We start from the raw sequence: 20,093 nt of genomic DNA, 5'->3' as shown, positions 1-20,093 counted from the left end.
AAAAGTGAAACGCCTTTTTTTAAGAATGCAAAATCTATGTTTCTATGTGTTTAAATAAAAATTATGAAAACTAAATATCTCATGAAATCTATAATAACAGTTTTCTTAATAAGCTGTAGTTTTATATCAAATGCCCAAACAATGCGCAAAAGAACCACACTTCTCATGGGTGGTCGCTTCGACATTACCATTGTCGCAAAAGATTCACTGACTGCAGAAAACTCCATAGATACCGTAATTGCAGAAATTACCAGAATAGAAAACCTAATTTCTGACTGGAAACCAACTTCTCAGGTTTCTGAAGTAAATAGAAATGCCGGAATTAGTCCGGTAAAAGTAGATCGTGAAGTTTTTGAATTAACGCAAAGAGCGCTTGAGTTTTCTAAAATTACAAATGGCGGTTTTGACGTTAGTTTTGCGGCTATGGACAGAATCTGGAAATTTGACGGTTCCATGACAACCATGCCTACAGAAGAAGCAATCAAACAATCTGTTGCGAAAGTTGGGTATCAAAATATTATTCTTGACAGTGTTCAATCAACGATCTTTTTAAAATTAAAGGGAATGAAAATTGGATTTGGCGCTCTAGGCGAAGGTTATGCGACAGACCGATGCCGAGATATGATGTTGTTGCGTCAGGGAATAACGGCCGGAATTGTAAACGGCTCCGGCGATATGACGGCCTGGGGAAGACAGCCAAACGGTAAAGACTGGAACATTGGCATGACAAATCCTTTTGACACCAATAAACTTTTTGCCGTTGTGCCTTTAAATGATGGCGCAGTAACAACATCGGGAAGTTATGAAAAGTTTGTTGTTTTAAACGGAAAACGCTATTCTCACATTATAAATCCCGCCACAGGATATCCTTCTACAGGACTTTGCAGCGTTACGGTTTTTGGTCCAAATGCTGAAAAAGCAAACGGTTTCAGCACGTCTTTAATGGTTTTAGGAAAAGAGGCAGGCTTAAAATTAATCAATCAATATCCGGATTATTCGTGCGTTATGATTACCGATAACGGGAAAATCATTAAATCGAAGAATTTTAAAATCGCCAAATTTCATCCGAAGATTTGAGTGTAATCCCTATGGGATATTTTGTTTAGTGGGTTTGCGTTTTTTCTACCAATATGTAAATCCTAACGGATTATCTCTTAGCAATAACTATTACGCTGCTAATAAATAAATCCTGTGACTTATCTCGTAGAGATTATATATTGGTAACAAACTAACTTACAACCAGTATATTGTCCCGTAGGGACTACACATTGGATTCTTAAAACATCGGATATAATCCCTACGGGATAATTATGTGGTGGGTTTGCGTTTTCTACCAACATGTAAATCCTAACGGATTATCTATACTTTGCAAATTAATGCGGAATGTAAATATTAAAAGTTGCCCCTTTTAAAGGTTCTCCGGTTGCTGTAATAAAACCATTGTGATTTTCAACAATCTTCTTTACAATGGCAAGACCAATTCCGGTTCCTTCGTACACATCTTTACTGTGTAATTTCTGGAAAACACCAAATATTTTTTCATTGTGCTGTGCGTCAAAACCAATTCCGTTATCGGCAAAACGAATGTGGCAGTATTTTTTATTTGGAATTAATTTTTCATCCAATTCTGAGCCATTTGCGACGCGACTGCTAATGTCAATAATTAAAGGCACATCTTCTCTGGCAAACTTAATCGAATTGTAAATTAAATTTTCTAATAATTGTATAAACTGAAACGGAATAATACACGCAAGTCCGTGTAAATTGGTTACGATTACGGCATTTTTTTCCGAAATATTTTCATGCAGCGCCTCTTGGACATCGGCAATAACTTTATTCAGATCAATGGTTTCAAAGCTTCTTTCGACAATAGTCGTGCGCGAAAAAGTAAGCAGACTATTGATCAATTCCCTCATTCTGTTTGTAGAATAAAGGATTCTGTTGAATTTTACTTTTCCATCATCAGATAAATTCGGAGCTTCGTTTGCCAATATCAGATTGGTAAAGGTCTGAATTTTTCTTAACGGTTCCTGAAGGTCATGACTTGAAATATAGGTGAATGCGTCGAGTTCTGTATTTTTCTTTTTAAGTTCTTCGGCGTGTTTTTCAATGGCTGCGTATTGGGCTTCGAGCTTTGTATTGGCTTTTAAAATAATTTCATTTAAGGCTCTGGTTTCTTCTTCCTTAGCTTGCAATTCCTGATTTTTTCTGAATAATTCGGTGAAAACCATCACTTTGGCCTGCAAAATTTCCGGAGACAAAGGCTTAATCATATAATCTACCGCACCGGATTGATATCCTTTAAAGATATATTCGGTGGTATTCATGTTGGCAGTTAAAAAGATAATCGGAACATGTTTTAGTTTGTCACTCTGGCGAATTAATTCGGCAGTTTCAAAACCATCCATTAATGGCATTTGCACGTCCATTAATATGATCGCAAAATCCTGATTTTTCAATAGAATTCGCAAGGCATCTTTTCCGGAAGATGCCTCGACAAATTTATATCCTCTGTCGGCGAGGATTACCTGTAATGAAAGCAGATTTTCTTTTTTATCATCTACAATCAAAATTTTGATCGGATTATCTGCAATTATACTTTTCATTGAATAGGGTATTATTTAAGCCACACACGCATTAACGTGGATAATTGTTCAACATTTACAGGTTTCGTCATATAATCTGAAGCTCCGGATTCGATACATCTTTGTCTGTCACCTTTCATCGCTTTTGCCGTTACCGCAATGATAGTCAGATCTTTATGTTTTTCAACTTTTCTAATGCGTTTCATGGTTTCGTAACCGTCCATTTCCGGCATCATGATATCCATTAAAACAATATCAATTGACTCATCTTTATCTAACATGTCAATCGCTTCCTGACCACTTTCTGCACTGATAACATCAAGTCCGTAACGTTCTAATGCAGTTGTTAATGCAAATAAATTTCGAACGTCATCATCGACCAAAAGTACTTTTTTGCCCTGTAATACATCTTCTTTCAAATAGAAAGATTCAATTCTTTCGCGCATTTCTTCCGGAAGTTCTTTATGAACACGATGCATAAATAAAGCCGTCTGGTCGATCAGTTCTTCTATAGAATCTTTGCTTTTTAAAATAATACTATGCGCAAAACGGTTTAATCTGGCTCTTTGCTTGCTGTTTACATCTCCAGCAGAATGCACGATAATGGCCGTTTCCTGACCCGCAATATTATTCTCGAGATCGCTTATCAGGTCTAAACCATCGGCATCCGGTAAAACCAAATCTAAGATAATACAATCAAATGATTTTTCACTGATTAATGCAACAGCTTCTTTTGCAGATTTTGCACTTAAAACAGCAATATCATCACCGGTAACTGCATCTAATATCCTGTTTAGGTCGTTTTCATTGTCGTCAACAACCAATAAATTTTTCACTTTTTTATTTTTAAAATCGTGAATATCATTAAATAAAAGTGTCAGCGAATCATTTTTTACCGGTTTAAGCAGGAAGTTTCTTGCACCACGTTTCAGACCTTTGTTGCGTTCGTCTTCTCCTGAAATAATATAAACCGGAATATGACGCAAATTAAAGTCGGTTTTTAATCGGTCCAGAATTTTCCAGCCACTGGTGTCCGGCATATTCAAATCCATCGTAATCGCATGCGGATGAAACTGATTGATGAAATCGATAACGTCGTTTCCTTTTGTAGTAACGATAGCTTTGATTCCGTTATTATGTGCCTGTTCCAGCATGATTTTGGCAAAAGTCAGATTATCTTCTGCAATTAATAAAACCTTGTCGTCCGGCTTAATATCAGTTCGGTCATCGCCTACTTCATCCACAAAAAACAAATCAATATCAGATCTGTTAAATCGTTCAGAAGGCAATGATTTAATACGGCCTTTTACATCCTTCACTTCTTTTACATCTGTTTCTTCTGCAACGTCCATGTTTTCTATTTCGGCAATATGAACGTATTTTAAAGGAAGGAATAAAGTAAATTTACTACCAATATTCGTTTCACTTTCCAGTTCGATACTTCCCCCTAATAAGTCTGAAAGTCCACGGCTAATCGATAATCCTAAACCTGTACCGCCATATTTACGGCTGGTAGAACCTTCTGCCTGTTGAAACGCCTCGAAGATGATGTTTTGTTTTTCCTTAGAAATACCAATTCCAGTATCTGAAATTTCAAAAGCAACCACTGCTTCGGCATTCTCAAGACTTATATTACTTGTTTTCCAGTTATTATCTGCTTTGTAGATTTTTAGTTTTACTTCTCCTTTTTCGGTGAATTTGAAAGAGTTTGAAAGTAAGTTTTTTAAAATCTGATTTAATCGTTGCGAATCTGTTTCGATCAGTTCCGGCAGATTTTCATCCATAATAATATTGAAACGAAGGTGTTTCGCTGCCGAAATCGGGTTGAAAGTAGACGCCACAAATCGGCTGATTTCTTCAAAACTAATTGGGTTGTAATCCACGGAAATATATCCGGATTCGATTTTCGATAAATCCAGAATGTCGTTGATTAACTGAATAAGGTCATCCCCGCAAGAGTTGATTGTTTTTGCAAACTGAATTTGTTTTTCGGATAAATTCCCGTCGCGGTTTGCAATTAATTCATTCGCCAAAATCTGCAAACTGTTCAGCGGCGTTCTTAACTCGTGCGACATATTCGCGAGGAACTCCGATTTATATTTAGAAGTTAAAGTAAGCTGATCGGCTTTTTCTTCCAAAGCTTTTCTCGCGACTTCGACTTCCTGGTTTTTAAGCTCTACTTCTTCTTTTTGATTTGCCAATAAGAATGCTTTTTCTTCTAATTCTTCGTTGGTATTTTTCAATACTTCCTGCTGGCTTTTCAGCTCGCTTGCCAATGATTGTGATTGTACCAGTAATTCTTCGGTTCTTGAATTCGATTCAATCGTATTCAATACAATACCAATACTTTCTGTTAATCCTTCAAGGAAATCCAGGTGCGTTTCGCTAAAAGTATCCAGCGATGCGAGTTCGATTACGGCTTTTAACTGTCCTTCAAACAATACCGGTAAAATGATCACGTCTTTTGGTTTTGCATCTCCAAGTCCGGAATTGATTTTGATGTAATCTTTTGGAACATTACTCAAAATAATTCTTTCTTTTTCAACAGCAACCTGACCAATTAATCCTTCGCCCATTGCATATTGCGTAGGCGAATTTTTTCTTTTGATATAAGCGTAAGAAGCAATCAGATTCAGTTTTGAATCATCAAAATTCTCGTCTTCCTGTAAAATATAGAAAAGTCCGTGTTGTGCGGTTACAACCGTCGCCAGCTCAGAAAGGATTTTTTTGGTAACCGAATTCAATTCTTTTTGTCCCTGAAGCATTTGGGTAAATTTCGCTAAATTCGATTTCAGCCAGTCTTGTTCCTGATTACGCAATGTTGTTGCTTTCAGGTTCGAAATCATCTGGTTAATCGTATCTTTTAGGGCTTCCACCTCACCTTTTGCTTCAACACCAATTGTTCGCGTTAAATCTCCCTGCGTTACCGCCGATGCCACCTCAGAAATCGCACGTACCTGCGTGGTCAAATTCGCCGCAAGCTGATTTACGTTTTCTGTTAAGTTTTTCCACGTTCCAGAAGCTCCCGGTACATTCGCCTGACCTCCAAGTTTTCCTTCTGCTCCTACCTCACGCGCCACCGTTGTTACCTGATCTGAGAAAGTGGCCAGCGTATCAATCATTTCGTTGATTGTATCTGTTAATTGCGCTACTTCCCCTTTGGCATCAATAGATAGTTTTTGTTTCAGGTTTCCTTTTGCTACGGATGTTACAACTTTCGCAATTCCACGTACCTGAGACGTTAAGTTCGAAGCCATTAAGTTAACCGAATCTGTTAAATCTTTCCAGGTTCCGGCCACCCCTTTTACTTCAGATTGTCCTCCGAGTTTTCCTTCGGTACCTACCTCACGCGCCACACGAGTTACCTCTGATGCAAACGAATTCAGCTGTTCCACCATCGTATTAAAGGTGTTTTTCAAATCCAGAATCTCCCCTTTTACGTCAACCGTAATCGGTTTTGAAAGGTCACCATTTGCCACGGCTTTTGTTACCTCGGCAATATTACGCACCTGATCCGTTAAGTTCGATGCCATCTGGTTCACCGAATCCGTTAAATCTTTCCAGGTTCCCGCAACTCCGGGAACGAACGCTTGTCCGCCCAGTTTTCCGTCAGTTCCTACCTCACGCGCCACACGAGTTACCTCGGATGCAAAGGCACGAAGCTGATCCACCATCGTATTTACGGTTTCCTTCAATTGCAGAATCTCTCCACGAACGTCGGCCGTAATTTTCTTGGACATATCCCCGTTGGCAACGGCAATGGTTACCTCGGCAATATTACGTACCTGAGTCGTTAAGTTACCCGCCATCTGGTTAACGGAATCTGTTAAATCTTTCCACGTTCCGGCAACTCCCGGCACATTCGCCTGACCTCCCAGTTTTCCTTCGGTACCTACCTCACGCGCCACACGAGTTACCTCTGATGCAAACTCACGAAGCTGATCCACCATCGTATTCAGGGTTTCTTTTAGCTGAAGAATTTCTCCACGAACGTCAACGGTAATTTTTCGGGACATATCCCCGTTTGCCACTGCGATCGCCACATCGGCAATATTACGTACCTGAGCGGTTAAGTTACCCGCCATCTGGTTAACGGAATCTGTTAAATCTTTCCACGTTCCGGCAACTCCCGGCACATTCGCCTGACCTCCCAGTTTTCCTTCTGTTCCTACCTCACGCGAAACCCTGGTTACCTCCGAAGCAAAGCCTCGAAGCTGATCCACCATGGTATTAATTGTATTTTTAAGCTCTAAGATTTCTCCTTTTACGTCAACGGTAATCTGGAGAGATAAATCTCCTTTTGCTACCGCCGTTGTTACTTCGGCAATGTTACGTACTTGTCCGGTAAGATTCGATGCCATCTGGTTTACCGAATCTGTTAAATCTTTCCAGGTTCCACCAACACCTTCTACCTGCGCCTGACCTCCCAGTTTTCCTTCGGTTCCTACCTCTCTCGCTACACGGGTTACCTCAGAGGCGAAAGAGTTCAGCTGACCCACCATCGTATTAATGGTATTCTTCAATTCCAGAATTTCCCCTTTTGTATCAACGGTAATCTGGCGCGATAAATCTCCTTTTGCTACCGCGGTTGTTACCTCGGCAATATTACGTACCTGACCCGTTAAGTTGGATGCCATCTGATTTACAGAATCCGTTAAATCTTTCCAGGTTCCTCCAACTCCTTTTACTTTTGCCTGCCCTCCCAGTTTTCCTTCTGTTCCTACCTCAAGTGCCACACGCGTTACCTCAGAAGAGAACGAGTTCAGCTGATCCACCATCGTATTAATGGTTTTCTTCAACTCCAGGATTTCCCCTTCGGCTACAGCCGTAATTTTTTTAGATAAATCCCCGTTTGCCACCGCCGTTGTTACCTCGGCAATGTTACGTACCTGACCTGTTAAGTTCGATGCCATCTGGTTCACCGAATCGGTTAAATCTTTCCAGGTTCCACCAACCCCTTTTACTTTTGCCTGACCTCCAAGTTTTCCTTCTGAACCTACTTCACGCGCCACACGGGTTACCTCAGAACCGAAAGAGTTCAGCTGATCCACCATCGTGTTGATCGTATTTTTAAGCTCCAGGATTTCTCCCGCAACGTTTACGGTAATTTTTTTAGATAAATCGCCTTTTGCCACCGCCGTTGTTACCTCGGCAATATTACGCACCTGACCCGTTAAGTTCGATGCCATCTGGTTTACCGAGTCGGTCAAATCTTTCCAAACTCCACCAACACCTCGTACTCTCGCCTGTCCTCCCAGTTTTCCTTCTGAACCTACTTCACGAGATACACGCGTTACCTCAGAAGAGAATGAGTTCAGCTGATCCACCATCGTGTTAATCGTATCTTTAAGCTCCAGGATTTCTCCTTTTACGTCAACGGTAATTTTTTTCGAAAGATCTCCTTTTGCCACGGCCGTTGTTACATCGGCAATATTACGTACTTGACCCGTTAAATTCGAAGCCATCTGGTTTACGGAATCTGTTAAATCTTTCCAGGTTCCCCCAACTCCTTTTACCTGCGCCTGACCGCCCAGTTTTCCTTCGGTTCCTACCTCTCTCGCCACACGCGTTACCTCTGATGAAAACGAGTTCAGCTGATCCACCATCGTATTAATGGTATTTTTTAGCTCGAGGATTTCTCCTTTTACGTCAACGGTAATTTTTTTAGATAAATCTCCTTTTGCCACCGCCGTCGTAACATCAGCAATATTACGTACCTGACCAGTTAAATTCGAAGCCATTTTATTTACAGAATCGGTCAAATCTTTCCAAACTCCACCAACACCTCGCACTTTTGCCTGACCTCCCAGCTTTCCTTCTGTTCCTACCTCACGTGCCACACGGGTCACCTCCATCGAGAACAAATTCAGCTGTTTTACCATTCCGTTTACCTCTTTTGCAATCCTGAGGAATTCCCCCTGAAGCGGGTTTCCTTCAATAGAAAGCGGCATTTCCTGAGATAAATTTCCCTTTGCCACCGAAGTAATTACGTGTGCAATTTCAATCGTAGGATGCACAAGATCTGAAATCAACGTGTTTACCGAATCCACGCAGGAACTCCACGAACCTCTTGCACCGTCGAGTGCCACACGATTGGTTAATTTTCCTTGTTTACCAATACTTTTCCCCACCTTTTGAAACTCAAAAACCATTCGTTCATTCAGGTCGATAATTTCATTTAAAGTATCACAAATAGATCGTTTTACCCCACTTTGATCCGTTGGAAAACGCTGGGTAAAATTTCCATTTTTTACCTTAATTAAAATCTTTAGAAATTCAGCATCTGTCAAAACAGATTCTTCGAATTCATCATATGTTTTTTTCATAATTCTTTAGGTGAATAATTATGTTTTATGTTTTTGGCTGGTTTTTTAACTCATAAATATAGTCTACAAGTCGCTATAATTCTAAATCTTTTCTCTATTTTCTTTCCTCTATTCTCTTGCTTCTAAAATCTTTCTTCTTGCATCTATTCTCTTTCTTCAATTCTCCACAACTTATATACTCTCAATCAAAATTTTCCTCAAATGAAACTGCACAAAAGCATCCATAGAATCTGATCTTTTTGTATTGTCATTGTAGTTCAGCGGTTTTATAATATACCCTGAAATTCCTAATTTTTCTGCTTCAAAACGATCATCGCCTTCTGAAGAAGTTGTCATTATAAACACTTTTAAATCCTTCAGTTTTTCATCTTCCCGAAGCACTTTCAAAAACTCTATTCCGTTCATTCTTGGCATATTAATATCCAGAAGAATTACATTTGGATTTAATTTTATTTCCGGATCTCTCAGCAGTTTTAAGGCTTCAATTCCGTTATACGCCGAATAAAGTTCGTATTCTATTTCTAATTTTTTTAAAGATCTCTGCACACTTATAATGTCCAGTTCATCATCTTCTACTAATAAAATGGCTGGTTTTTTCATAATCTAACTATTTCTCCAGGTAAAAATAAATTCAGTACCTGCACCCACTTTCGAAACCACAATAATGTGTTCCTGCTGGTCATCTATAATTTTTTTCACAATCGCAAGTCCAACTCCGGTACTTTCCTGTTCATTTTGTTCGCGAAGTGTCTGGAATATTTCAAATATTTTTTGGTGATATTCTACAGCAATACCAATTCCGTTATCTTTTACCGAAAATTCATAAAAATTAGAATATTTTCTACAGCTAATTTGAATTACGGCATCTTCCCGCGGTGTATATTTTACGGCGTTACTAATTAAATTAGCAAAAACCTGTTCGAGTTTTATACGTTCTGTAAACAATTCCGGCAAGTCGCTAATTTCAAGTTTGAAGTTCCTGGGCACAATCGAATCGGCAATTTCATGAACCAGATTATTGGTATTTATCGTTTCCGGCAATACTTTAATATTCAGTCTTGCATAATCCAGTAAACCGTTGATTAAAGCTTCCATTCGTCTGGTTTTCTGCGGAATAATCGCTAAATATCGTTTTAATTCCGGAGAAAGTTCTCCATCCATATCTTCTTCAATCCAGGTAATTACGTTATGAATGCCGCGTATTGGCGCTTTTAAATCGTGCGAAACCACATAAGCAAACTTATTAAGTTCGGCGTTTCTGTTCTTGAGTTCGTGAATGTTTTTATCCAACTTGCTCGACATACTATTTAATGATGATGCCAAAGCAGTTAATTCATCATTTCTGGTATCTTCAATGCTTGTAAATTTTCCTTTAGAAATATTTTCGGCCAGACTAACCATCGAAGAAATTCGTTTTGTGGTAATCTGCATGATATAAAAAGTACTGCAAATACCAACAATAATGGTTAATGTGAGAAAAATGAGCGAAAAAGTTCTGGTGTGTCGCAACGACGTGAGCAGTTCGTCGCTATGGTGCTTTCTTCTTTTGTATTCTATTCGGTCGAATCTGGTAAATTTTTTAGAAATATCATCGTTTATTTTTTTACCGATGTGTTTTTTCATCGAAACTTCGAAGAAATTATCAAATGAATACGGGCCTTTTTTTCTGGCCTCAATTAGTTTTTGTGAATATAAAAGCCAATTTTTATGAAGTTCGTAAATCGAATCTAAAATTTCACGTTGCGAATTTTCATTGCCAACCCGCAATTTTTGCTCGTTCATTAAAAGCGGTACAATCTTAAGACCTCTAAAATAAGCGTCCAGAAAAATATGATCGTCTGTAACCAGGTAACCACGAAAAGCACTTTGCATTTCGATAATCGCTTTGTGGGTTTTGTTTGAAGTACGGATTATTTCTTCTGATCTTGCCAGAAAATGTGAGTTGAGCTGCACTTTTTTTGACATCATATAATTGGTATACGAGTCTGCAACAGAGAGCAAAATTATCAGTGTAAATGCTAAAAGGATTTGGGTAGATAATTTCATTGTTAAAAATTAAACATACATACGATTGCCCTGGAATTTATTTCAGTAATAAAAATAATAAAAAAATAAACAGATAATCACAGAAAATTTTATCTGTTTTAAGCGTGCAACCGTTTAAAAATTTATGCATACTTAATTTCACAGGCGTATTTGCTTAATATTAGTTTTAAAGCATTGAAATTATTGGGTTTAGAAATATAATCGTGGGCTCCAAGCTGCTTGGCTTCCCAGATAATGTCTTCTAGTTGTGAAGTCGAAAAAATAATAACAGGTATTTCTTTTAGTGTTTCCTGTTTTTTTATTTCTGTTAAAAGTTCTAAACCGGACATAACAGGCATATTAAGATCAAGAAAAATAACGTCTGGTTTTATTTCTTGCCTTAATAGCTTTTGAAAAGCTTCAACAGGATCATTTATTCCTGTGTATGATGAAGTAGAAACCGCATTTAGCGCTTCCATAAACAATTCGCAATCATCTAAATCATCATCGATTTGGAGAAATTTTTTATATGCCATTGGTCTTAATTAAAATTTTGAGAACTGGTCCAGAAGGCATTCTACAGCCGTTTCTCTTTCGTTTTTGTGGTATTACTTAAGCCTCATTTTATAAAAAAAATCATGATGCCAATAAATAAAATTCTTGTATGCTTATTGTCTTACATATCAAATGTAATAATTTAATTATTAATCTAACTAATAACTATCGAAATAAATATTTAGACAGAACGGTCAGTTATATATAATTCCTGAAATTATTAAAAGATTTCCAAAAGTTTATTTTTAGTAAAAATTTACTAAACTTTCTTTTTTTGAACGCTTAGTTTTTCAATTTTTTTCAAAAATTCACTGTCAAAATCCGAGTACGCCCGAAGCTTATATTTTTCGTCTCTGATCTTCATTACAAGCTGAATTTTCTTCACCATGAGCCAAATGGGTTCATACCTTTTGTGACCCAATAAATACTGAATTTGCAATACCGAAAACCTGCGTTTTGAAAGTGTCATTAATTCAATACAAATCATCCAGTGCTTTACCGGCAAGTTCGAATTTTCCATAACAGTTCCGGCGCGAAGTCCCATTCTGTTACCGCATTTTTTGCATTGAAATTTTAAATCTGTTTTTCGGAATGAATGCTGATCATGTTCGCATTTTTTACAAATCAAACCTTTTTCAAGACGTTTGTTTTTCAACTCTTCTATGCAGGTTTCTTCATCAGGATATTTTTCAAAAAATGCACGTAATTCCATTCTTACAATTTCTGTTCTACGCTTTAAATATAAAGCAATCTGAAATATCGGGCATTATTATATTTGGAAAAAACAACAAAAAGGGAATACACCATTTGCGTATTCCCTTCCGATAATAAAAAAAAATATAATTACAATTTTTCTTCGATTTCTTTCTTGTATTTATTAAGAATAGATTTTGTCATTCCTAAGTTTGCTTTTGTGGAGTCTACAGCAAGATAAATAAAATATTCTCCATTATCAGAAACATCAATAATATGAATTTGAGAAGTTAACGTAATCATGATATTGTCAATTTCCTGACCATTCAAACTCAATGCTTTTATGGCATTCATTTTTGCTTTTACCACTTCAAGATTATATGCAGAGGCTAATTCAGGATCAAAATCAGCGGCTACAGATTGAGAATGAAAAGACATTCCGCTTTTAATTTCAGCTACAGAAACGGCAATAAAACCTGGTACATTTTTTTGGAGATCTTCTCCGAATTGTTTTAAAAAATCAGACATAGGTATTTTTTTAGATTTGGCTTATAAAACTTTTTTTTATTTTGAAAGGTGCAAAATTATATATCCATTCCTATTTAATTATCCGCTTTGCGTACCCTTAATTCTTTTTTTTATGAAATAATTCATTTTTTGATTCTAATACTTTAAGTCCATAAAAAAACTCCTACTTTTCAGCAGGAGTCTTTCAAACAAATGATCTATTCTAATTTTAAAGTATTCTGATTTTTATGGTTTGGTTTATTTCTGTTCGGCTAAACCTCTTGTTAACCAACCTCTTTTATTTGCGGTTGCAATAGCATAAGGCGTAATCCAGAACAAACTGAATGTGTAAAAAAGACTGTATGAATATGCCCAAAGAGAATCTTTTAAATTGTATCTTTTTGCATAAAACAATACCGGAAAACTTGACACGATTAAGATGCTTAATAAAGTCGAGCTGAAAAATAATACCGGATGAATGGCGATGAAAAAGAACATGAACAATAAAAATGGATAAGACATTAACATTTTTAAAGATTGGTTGATTAGTAATAATCTTGAACCAAATTTTGATCCTTCTCTAAAATTGGTAAAAACAAATTTAGACATCGCAATATTTTCACGAACATTACTTCTCGCCCATCTGATGAACATTTTATATAATCCTGTGTATTCTTCCGGAACATTGGTCAATACGGTAGCATTTCTTTGAAATAATACGTGATTTCCTTGTTTTAAAATCATGTTGGTCATCGCTCTGTCTTCACCAATATCTGATGGCTGCCCCATAAAAGTCTGGTTGATCCATTCTTCCAGGCATCCAAAAACAGCTGTTTTTCTGTAAGCTGCTGCAGCTCCCGGAGTACAAAGTACAGAACCCAGCATACTTTCTGCAGAACGCATGAACTCAAAACTCATTACAAAACTTACGTTTAACATTTTTGGAAGAATCGCTTTTTTATTATTCAAAACCTGAACATTTCCTGCAACGGCTCCACATTTTTCATTAGTCACAAACGGACTTACTAAATTTCTAAGTGTATCTGCTTTTACGATAGAATCGCTGTCTACGGTTACAAAAATTTCTCCTGTTCCTAATTCAAAACCACGGTAAAGTGCGTGACGTTTTCCTTTGTTTTCCGGTTGTTGAAAAATCGTCAAACGATCTCCTAATTTTATTTTTGCCTGTTGCATCCAGTACCATGTATCATCTTTACTACCATCATCTACAGCTAATAATTGCATTTTTTCTGCAGGATAATCGCTGTCTGCCAAACTTAGTAAAGTGTCCCAAACCAATTTTCCTTCGTTATAAGCAGGAACAATAATGGTAGTTGTTGGCAATAATTCATCGCTTACAGACTCGATTGGTTTGTATCTTAGGTATAAGTAAACATTGTAAAAGAATGCTCCTGACTGAAAGAAAAACAATATCATGGTGACAATCAAAAAGGGATAACCCCATGATGAATTGATTCTGTCTAATTGAAACTGATCGAAATCGTCTTGTAAAAGATACACGATAAAAGCGCCTGCGAACATTAAAAGAAATGTTCCGGCAAGTACAAATAAGTTTAATTTATTTGAAGTTCGTGCAATTTTTTTTGTGGTTTTATCGTTATTAATTCGAAAAATAGAACTGTTTAAAAGTTGTTCGTCATTAAGTGTATCGGCTGAAGTATAAAATTGTTTTGAGATAATTGTTTCACTTTCCATATTGTGTCCTATTTTTTATTTTTTATCTAAATGGCTTTTATTAAATGCGGTTTCTGTATTTGTTCTAAAATTGTTTCAGAAACACATTATCTCAGTTAGCAACCCGCATGCCATTCTGTTTTTCAGCTGTAAGTGAGCGTTTTATCTAATATCGCCAAAAAGCATTGTGTATACTTTTTACACAATTTGGTATACACTATACATATTTTGTCCCAGCAAACACAAGTCTTTTATCATATTGTTTTTAGTTTTTTACCGCAGATAACGCGAAGATTTTTGGAATTTTAGTTCGTGGTAAAACACAAAGTTCACAAAGCTGGTTGAATATAACTTTGCGAACTTTGCGTAAATCTTTGCGGACTTTGCGGTAAAAGTCAGCATCCAAAATATTTTTTATTTTTTTTTCTAAATTTTGTCCAATTCTGAAAGTTCAGTTGTCATTAGGGTATAACATTTAAAATTATACACTATGGAAACTAGAATTAATGTATTCGAAAAAGGTCAAAAAGCATTAGGAACTTTATTTGGAATTAGCGGTTATTTGAAAAAATCAGGACTTGAAAAATCTTTGATTGATTTAGTAGATTTCAGAGTATCTCAAATTAATAGTTGTGCTTATTGTTTAGACATGCATTCAAAAGAAGCATTGGCAGCCGGCGAAACTACACAACGTTTATTTGGTTTGAGTGCCTGGAGAGAAACTCCTTTTTATACTCCAAGAGAAAGAGCAGCTCTTGCCTGGGCAGAAGCTGTAACGGCTTGTCACGTACCAGATGAGATTTATTCTGAAGCAAAAACGCAATTTTCTGATGAGGAACTAATTGATTTGACTTTGGCGATTACGACTATCAATACATGGAATCGTATGAATCTGGCTTTTCCTAATAATGTGGGATCTTACAGAGTGGGGCAATTTGGATAAATAAATTAAGGCTGTTTTTTATATGACGTAAAAGATTAAATTTATGTCTTGAATATAAAACAGCTTTTTTATTATTTGCCACAGATTACAGGATTAGAAAGATTTTTTTTCACGCAGATTCTGCAGATTTAATTTTGATAATCTGCGCATATTTGCTTAAATCATTTTTAAAATCTGCGTGAAAAAATTTTATCTCTCGAAGATTCTGCAGATTGAGCAAATTTAATTTTGATGATGATCTGCGCGTATTTGCTTTAATCTTTTTAAATCTGCGTGAAAAAATATTTGAACGCATAGAAAGATTTTTAATTTTTAATTCTAAATTTTTAATTTAAAAAAAACACCAATGAATGAGTTTTTATTAATTTTCAGAAGAGATTTTACAACCAAAGAAATCCAGCCTTCGCCGGAAGAAATGCAGCAGCATTTTCAGCAATGGCAAAACTGGTTTGGTGGTTTGGCGGCACAAGACAAACTCGCAAGACCTTTGCAGCGCTGGGACGGACAAGGAAAAATTGTTACCAATAATAAAGGGGTTACAGATGGCCCTTTTGTAGAAATCAAAGAATCTATTGGCGGAATGATTACCGTAAAAGCAAAAGATTATGAAGAAGCTGCCGAAATCGCCAAAAACTGCCCTATTTTAAATTTAGGCGGAAATGTGGAGATTAGAATGGCGGTTTAGATTTTAGATTTTAGATTTTAGATTTTAGATTTTAGATTTTAGATTTTAGATTTTAGATTTTAGATTTTAGATTTTAGATTTTAGATTTTAGATTTTAGATTTTAGATTTTAGATTTTCCCAATCTTTGTCAAAGTTTTCAACTTTGACAAAGATTTACGTACGATGGTGTCTTTGCGAGGAACGAAGCAATCTCACTACTGAATCGACAAAGATTGCAATTATGCTTATTTATAAAAGGATATTTTCCTAACATAGCCCGAGGTTTCAACCTTGGGATGCCTATTATAGATTACCCGAAACCCGACAGGTTTTTAAAACCTGTCGGGTTTAAAACGTAATGCAATCGCAATAACAAACAGAAAACCAGATTTCAAAATTATGATCGAAAACAAAGAACTCATACCGAATTTATTCAGAACGGAATACCAGAAAATAGTTTCGGTGCTTAGTAATTTGTTTGGTATTCATCATATCGAAATTGCCGAGGATATTGTGAGCGATACTTTTCTGGCGGCGGCAGAAACCTGGGCGATAAAAGGAATTCCGGAGAATCCTACGGCCTGGCTTTATACCGTTGCAAAGAATAAAACTAAAAACTACTTTAAACGAAATGACGTTTTTGAAAAGAAAATTGCGACCGAAATTAAATACAATTCTCCTTTGAACAATCCGGAAATCGAAATTGATTTATCAGAACAAAATATTGCTGATAGTCAGTTGGCGATGATTTTTACGGTTTGCAATCCCTGTAATTCAAACGAAGCGCAGATTGCATTGGCATTGAATTTATTATGCGGTTTTGGAATCAATGAAATCGCTGATGCTTTTTTATCGAATAAGGAAGTGATTTACAAACGAATAAATCGCGCCAAGGAAAAACTCAAAGAAGAAAACATTAAAATTCAGCATCCAAAACCGGTTGAAATTAAGGAACGAATCGATACCGTTTTAAAAACCATTTATCTGCTGTATTCCGAAGGTTATTATTCGACCTCGCAAAATACTACTTTGCGCAAGGATCTTTGTGCCGAAGCCATGCGCCTCACCTACTTATTGCTGCAGAACGATAGTACAAATTTGGCTGCAGCCAATGCTCTAATGGCTTTGATGTGTTTTCATTCTTCACGATTTGAAGCGCGAACTGCTGAAAACGGCGAAATTATTTTGTATCAGGATCAGGATGAATCACTTTGGAATCAGGAATTAATCGAAAAAGGAACTTATTTTTTAAGTAAATCTTCGACGGGTAATATTCTTTCAAAATACCATCTTGAAGCCGGAATTGCGTATTGGCACACGCAGAAAAAAGATACCGTCGAAAAATGGCAGCATATTTTAGAATTGTATAACAACCTTATTATTTTAGAATATTCGCCAATTGTGGCATTGAACAGGACCTTTGCCCTATCGAAAGCAAACAACAAACAAGAAGCGATTATCGAAGCCGAAAAACTACAACTGACTGATAATCATTTCTATTATTCTTTACTTGGGAATTTATATACTGATATCGACAATAAAAAAGCATTACAACATTATGAAACTGCCTTTGGCCTAGCCAAAACAATTTCGGATAAAAATATCATCAGTAAAAACATAAAACAGCTGAATTTCCTTTAATCAAAATTTTTAAAATAACTTTCATAATTTTTGCGATATTTTACATTATTCCCATGTTTTATATCAAAGCATTTTTGATATGTTCTAATTGTTGCTCAACAGCTGTTAAATCTTTAATAAATATTAATTGTTAATATTACAGGAAAACGTATATTTGAGTCAATAGAATTTAAATATCGTGCAAGAACAAAAAAAATCACATAGTTTTATTTTCCCAAAAACTCCTACTGGAGTTGACGGCCTTGATGAGATTACTGATGGTGGATTTCCGAAAGGACGACCAACTTTAATCTGTGGCGGTGCCGGCTGCGGAAAAACATTGTTATCGATGCAGTTCCTTATTAAAGGAATTACAGAATATAACGAACCCGGAGTTTTCATGTCTTTTGAGGAACCTTCGGATGACCTTACTTTAAATGTAAAATCGTTAGGTTTTGACCTTGAAGAGCTTAAAGCCCAGAAAAAACTCGTTGTCGATCATGTCAGAGTCGAAAGATCTGAAATTGAAGAGGCAGGAGAATATGATCTTGATGGTTTATTTATAAGATTAGGTCATGCGATTGACTCTATAAAAGCAACCCGAGTGGTTCTTGACACAATCGAATCTTTATTTGCAGGCCTTGACAATCAGGCGATTCTTCGTGCGGAATTGCGAAGATTATTTCATTGGCTTAAAACCAAAGGCGTAACAGCAGTCATTACGGGTGAACGCGGTGAAGCAACTTTAACGCGTCAGGGATTAGAAGAATATGTTTCTGATTGTGTGATTGTTTTAGACCATCGTGTGATCGAACAGGTTTCGACAAGACGTTTGAGAATTGTAAAATACCGTGGCTCAACGCATGGTACAAATGAATATCCGTTTTTAATTGATGAAGACGGAATTTCGGTTCTTCCTATTACATCGTTAAAACTGAATAATGAGGTCTCATCAGATGTGGTTCCTACGGGAGTTCCGGGATTAGACGAAATGTTTCAGGGCGGCGGATTTTATCGCGGAAGCAATATATTGGTTTCAGGAACTGCCGGTACGGCCAAAACAACTATTGGATGTTATTTTGCCAATAAACAATGTGAAAATAAGGAACGCGTTATCTATTTTGCATTTGAAGAATCTCCGCAGCAATTGGTTCGAAATATGAAATCAATTGGTATTGACCTTGGAAAACATATTAAAAAAGGCAATTTGCAGATTCACTCTTCCCGCCCGTCTTTAAATGGTCTGGAACTGCATTTGCTTACACTTAGAAAACTAATTAAAGAATTCCAGCCTACAACGATAATTATAGATCCTATCAGTAATCTTATTACGGTGGGAAGCGAGCAGGAAGTGCGTTCGATGCTGGTGAGGCTCATAGATATGCTGAAAGCCAATAATATAACGGCACTTTTTACTTCATTAAATAAACAAACGGATAATTTCAGGCCGGATCTTGCCGAAGAATCTGTATCATCATTGGTAGATACCTGGGTTACAGTTCGTGATATGGAAGGAATTGGCGAAAGAAACCGTGGAATTTTTATTGTAAAAGCCCGCGGAATGGGACATTCTAACCAGGTTAGAGAATTTGTGATTACAAGTAACGGAATTGAATTGCTTGATGTAGAATTAGGTCCGCAGGGAATATTAACCGGTTCTGCCAGAAAATCACATCAGTTCAAGAAAACAATTTCAGATATTAAACTGCAAAACGAAATTAGCCGCAAAGACAGGGAAATTGAGCGTAAACGCAAAGTCCTTGAAGCTAATATTGAAGCTCTTAGAACCGAATTTGAGTCTGCAGAAGAAGAATTAAGTATACTTAAAGCAACAGAATTGCTGCAGGAAAAACTGAATTCTAAGAAAAAATAGCCACAAAATGAAAAAAGAAGTCGTAGCCGAATGGCAATTGCTGCTCTATATCGCCGGCCAGACGCCAAAGTCGATAAAAGCGCTTGAAAATATAAAAAAATATGCCGAAGAGCATCTAAAAGGTAAATATAGTATTGAGATTATAGATTTACTTAAAAGTCCGCAGTTAGCTGAAGGTGACCAGATTTTGGCTGTTCCTACTTTGGTTAGAAAATTTCCTGAACCGATCCGCAAAATAATCGGGGACCTTTCTAATGAGGAAAGAGTTTTGGTGGGACTCAATATTAAACCCGTAAAAGCGTTATAATGAACAATCCATCTGATGTTACAAAACCAGAAAAACATAAGTTCATGCTTTTTGTTTCGGGTATGTCTGTAAAATCAGGGCATGCAATAGAAAATTTACGAATAATATGTGATAAATATCTCGCCGATATGTATGAATTACAGATCATAGACATAAGTCGCGACACAGAGCAGGCTGTTATACATCAAATTGTAGCAATACCAACTTTGATTAAAATAAGTCCGGCGCCAAGAAGAATCATTTTAGGTGATTTGTCAGACAAGGAAAAGGTATTGAAAATACTTAATTTAACTGAATAA

The 20,093-nt window shown here is 36.6% G+C and carries 14 protein-coding genes and 1 pseudogene; 7 read left to right on the top strand and 8 right to left on the bottom strand.

Translation table 11 applies throughout. The annotated features are described in order from the left end of the window. Nucleotides 1-81: 81 nt before the first annotated feature. On the top strand, nt 82-1,077 hold the full coding sequence (locus AC3QL1_RS14735) for an FAD:protein FMN transferase (RefSeq protein WP_492492484.1): 996 nt from the start codon (nt 82-84) through the stop codon (nt 1,075-1,077). A 296-nt stretch (nt 1,078-1,373) separates the two neighbouring features. Here the strand turns inward: AC3QL1_RS14735 and AC3QL1_RS14730 are convergent, their stop codons facing one another. The 8 genes and pseudogenes from AC3QL1_RS14730 to AC3QL1_RS14695 form a co-directional block, all read right to left on the bottom strand. After that, complete coding sequence (locus AC3QL1_RS14730) at nt 1,374-2,606, bottom strand: sensor histidine kinase (RefSeq protein ID WP_492492482.1); 1,233 nt, start codon at nt 2,604-2,606, stop codon at nt 1,374-1,376. Between the two features lie 11 nt (nt 2,607-2,617). Then, complete coding sequence (locus AC3QL1_RS14725) at nt 2,618-8,911, bottom strand: HAMP domain-containing protein (RefSeq protein WP_492492481.1); 6,294 nt, start codon at nt 8,909-8,911, stop codon at nt 2,618-2,620. A 171-nt stretch (nt 8,912-9,082) separates the two neighbouring features. Further along, nucleotides 9,083-9,511, bottom strand: a complete 429-nt coding sequence (locus AC3QL1_RS14720) for a response regulator (protein ID WP_492492479.1) — start codon at nt 9,509-9,511, stop codon at nt 9,083-9,085. A 3-nt stretch (nt 9,512-9,514) separates the two neighbouring features. After that, nucleotides 9,515-10,957 (bottom strand): ATP-binding protein, encoded by a 1,443-nt coding sequence (locus tag AC3QL1_RS14715; protein ID WP_492492477.1) that lies wholly within the window; start codon nt 10,955-10,957, stop codon nt 9,515-9,517. A gap of 122 nt (nt 10,958-11,079) precedes the next feature. Further along, the gene (locus AC3QL1_RS14710; RefSeq protein WP_492492476.1) at nt 11,080-11,472 is read right to left on the bottom strand and encodes a response regulator; all 393 of its coding nucleotides are present in this window, start codon (nt 11,470-11,472) and stop codon (nt 11,080-11,082) included. A gap of 284 nt (nt 11,473-11,756) precedes the next feature. Further along, nucleotides 11,757-12,203: pseudogene (locus tag AC3QL1_RS14705) on the bottom strand (transposase family protein); the annotation flags it as partial. A gap of 131 nt (nt 12,204-12,334) precedes the next feature. Next, complete coding sequence (locus tag AC3QL1_RS14700) at nt 12,335-12,712, bottom strand: hypothetical protein (protein WP_492492475.1); 378 nt, start codon at nt 12,710-12,712, stop codon at nt 12,335-12,337. A 237-nt stretch (nt 12,713-12,949) separates the two neighbouring features. Continuing rightward, nucleotides 12,950-14,407 carry a glycosyltransferase family 2 protein gene (locus tag AC3QL1_RS14695; RefSeq protein WP_492492473.1) on the bottom strand — a complete coding sequence of 486 codons (1,458 nt, stop codon included), beginning with the start codon at nt 14,405-14,407 and terminating at the stop codon, nt 12,950-12,952. 469 nt (nt 14,408-14,876) lie between these two features. Here AC3QL1_RS14695 and AC3QL1_RS14690 point away from each other — a divergent pair, with 469 nt between their 5' ends. The 6 genes from AC3QL1_RS14690 (at nt 14,877) to AC3QL1_RS14665 (ending at nt 20,093) form a co-directional block, all read left to right on the top strand. Further along, nucleotides 14,877-15,329, top strand: coding sequence for a carboxymuconolactone decarboxylase family protein (locus AC3QL1_RS14690; RefSeq protein ID WP_492492472.1), 453 nt, complete (start codon nt 14,877-14,879; stop codon nt 15,327-15,329). A gap of 346 nt (nt 15,330-15,675) precedes the next feature. Further along, nucleotides 15,676-16,014, top strand: coding sequence for a YciI family protein (locus AC3QL1_RS14685; protein WP_492492470.1), 339 nt, complete (start codon nt 15,676-15,678; stop codon nt 16,012-16,014). A gap of 382 nt (nt 16,015-16,396) precedes the next feature. After that, complete coding sequence (locus AC3QL1_RS14680) at nt 16,397-17,635, top strand: RNA polymerase sigma factor (RefSeq protein WP_492497583.1); 1,239 nt, start codon at nt 16,397-16,399, stop codon at nt 17,633-17,635. Nucleotides 17,636-17,813: 178 nt separating this feature from the next. Further along, the gene (kaiC, locus tag AC3QL1_RS14675) at nt 17,814-19,487 is read left to right on the top strand and encodes a circadian clock protein KaiC (protein ID WP_492492468.1); all 1,674 of its coding nucleotides are present in this window, start codon (nt 17,814-17,816) and stop codon (nt 19,485-19,487) included. Nucleotides 19,488-19,494: 7 nt separating this feature from the next. After that, on the top strand, nt 19,495-19,794 hold the full coding sequence (locus AC3QL1_RS14670) for a circadian clock KaiB family protein (protein ID WP_492492466.1): 300 nt from the start codon (nt 19,495-19,497) through the stop codon (nt 19,792-19,794). After that, on the top strand, nt 19,794-20,093 hold the full coding sequence (locus AC3QL1_RS14665; protein ID WP_492492465.1) for a circadian clock KaiB family protein: 300 nt from the start codon (nt 19,794-19,796) through the stop codon (nt 20,091-20,093). The genes AC3QL1_RS14670 and AC3QL1_RS14665 overlap by 1 nt, the downstream gene beginning before the upstream one ends.

The sequence above is a fragment of the Flavobacterium sp. GW823-FHT04A11 genome, from assembly GCF_058796535.1.
The sequence above is the reverse complement of the archived record's forward strand: the minus strand, read 5'-3'. Positions and strand labels throughout refer to the sequence as shown.

Excerpts from the sequence above, each read along its gene's own strand:
- AC3QL1_RS14735 (WP_492492484.1), top strand. The coding sequence starts at position 82 with ATGAAATCTATAATAACAGTTTTCTTAATAAGCTGTAGTTTTATATCA.
- AC3QL1_RS14730 (WP_492492482.1), bottom strand. The coding sequence starts at position 2,606 with ATGAAAAGTATAATTGCAGATAATCCGATCAAAATTTTGATTGTAGAT.
- AC3QL1_RS14725 (WP_492492481.1), bottom strand. The coding sequence starts at position 8,911 with ATGAAAAAAACATATGATGAATTCGAAGAATCTGTTTTGACAGATGCT.
- AC3QL1_RS14720 (WP_492492479.1), bottom strand. The coding sequence starts at position 9,511 with ATGAAAAAACCAGCCATTTTATTAGTAGAAGATGATGAACTGGACATT.
- AC3QL1_RS14715 (WP_492492477.1), bottom strand. The coding sequence starts at position 10,957 with ATGAAATTATCTACCCAAATCCTTTTAGCATTTACACTGATAATTTTG.
- AC3QL1_RS14710 (WP_492492476.1), bottom strand. The coding sequence starts at position 11,472 with ATGGCATATAAAAAATTTCTCCAAATCGATGATGATTTAGATGATTGC.
- AC3QL1_RS14700 (WP_492492475.1), bottom strand. The coding sequence starts at position 12,712 with ATGTCTGATTTTTTAAAACAATTCGGAGAAGATCTCCAAAAAAATGTA.
- AC3QL1_RS14695 (WP_492492473.1), bottom strand. The coding sequence starts at position 14,407 with ATGGAAAGTGAAACAATTATCTCAAAACAATTTTATACTTCAGCCGAT.
- AC3QL1_RS14690 (WP_492492472.1), top strand. The coding sequence starts at position 14,877 with ATGGAAACTAGAATTAATGTATTCGAAAAAGGTCAAAAAGCATTAGGA.
- AC3QL1_RS14685 (WP_492492470.1), top strand. The coding sequence starts at position 15,676 with ATGAATGAGTTTTTATTAATTTTCAGAAGAGATTTTACAACCAAAGAA.
- AC3QL1_RS14670 (WP_492492466.1), top strand. The coding sequence starts at position 19,495 with ATGAAAAAAGAAGTCGTAGCCGAATGGCAATTGCTGCTCTATATCGCC.
- AC3QL1_RS14665 (WP_492492465.1), top strand. The coding sequence starts at position 19,794 with ATGAACAATCCATCTGATGTTACAAAACCAGAAAAACATAAGTTCATG.